This window comes from Brunnivagina elsteri CCALA 953 (assembly GCF_002289455.1).
In the GTDB taxonomy this organism is placed as follows: Bacteria; Cyanobacteriota; Cyanobacteriia; order Cyanobacteriales; family Nostocaceae; genus Brunnivagina; species Brunnivagina elsteri.
This window is the reverse complement of record NZ_NTFS01000789.1, coordinates 1-1,096: the sequence shown is the minus strand read 5'-3', so window position 1 is coordinate 1,096 and position 1,096 is coordinate 1. Positions and strand designations below refer to the sequence as shown.

General features: G+C 36.8%; 1 protein-coding gene. It reads left to right on the top strand.

The genetic code is table 11. From position 1 onward, the window contains the following. Window positions 1-165: 165 nt before the first annotated feature. Complete coding sequence (locus tag CK510_RS30690; protein ID WP_095725162.1) at window positions 166-993, top strand: hypothetical protein; 828 nt, start codon at window positions 166-168, stop codon at window positions 991-993. Window positions 994-1,096: the final 103 nt, after the last annotated feature.

Here is a 1,096-nt window from a genome sequence, read left to right as displayed (position 1 = left end):
ATTTTAAATAATGCATTACAAAAGTAATTTTAATTGATACTTAGTGATGCATTATTTTGATTTGTCAGTTGGCTGTTGATATAAAAATTAATCTTTTGAACTAAAAAACCTGTGGTTTAGGTAAACTAAGGTGAAACATCGATATAAGAGCAAACTCAAAAACCTGTGACAAATAAGCGTGAACGCTTTCCCGAAGGGGATACTGAGCGAGTATCTTTTACCCTGAAGAAGGGTGTGCGACAACGGGTAGACAATTTGTTGCCCATACTAGGTAGTTCTTTGTCAAAGACATTAAGGTACTTAATTGATTTGGGCTTAGATTTGTTTGACTTGGCTCAAAAAAATGGAAATTCAATTCCTCAAGCAGGTAACTTGGATCGGATGTTTTCTACCTATACTTCTTTAGGAGTAGAGTTCATATTTGCTTGTGAATCTTTGGGTTTGTCAGTCCCCGAAGTGGGTCATGTAGGTATTTGGTTTGTAGACAATCTCTATCCTGGATTAGATCATGTTGAAGGAATCCAGAGAGATACAAATTACCAAGCATCTCGCGTATTTCGCCTAAGTAGAGAAATCCAGAAGCTTTTTTATCAAGAACTTAATTTGATATCGGAAGAAGAATTTACGGTATTTCTAAGGAATTTGCACCAAGAAACTGCGATCGCGCTTTGCACGGTTCCCCTTGGGAGCATCGCGGCAGCCACTCCTGAAGGGAGTATCGCACAAGAATTTGTTGCTACATGCCAAGTGCTTGGTTTACAGCTACCGGAGAAAGGAAAGCTACAGGAATGGTTACAGAATCTAGTAGTTGCCCAAGAAGTATCAAATTTTACAGATAGAAATTTATCTTCAGGAAATTCGCAACCGTTTTTAGATTATTTACTTACACTTGATGCACCACCTACTGAGGATGAGGAGCATATCATTGCTCAACAGTTTGGTTTAGAATTAGCACATTTGAAAAAACTAATATCTCGTATGAAGTTTGACTAGAAAGAAACGTGTCACAACAACAAAAGTCAGTAAATCACAAAGTTTCTTTCAATAAAAGGAAATCACAAAAATCTGTAGCGAGATATACAATCAATTTAAAATG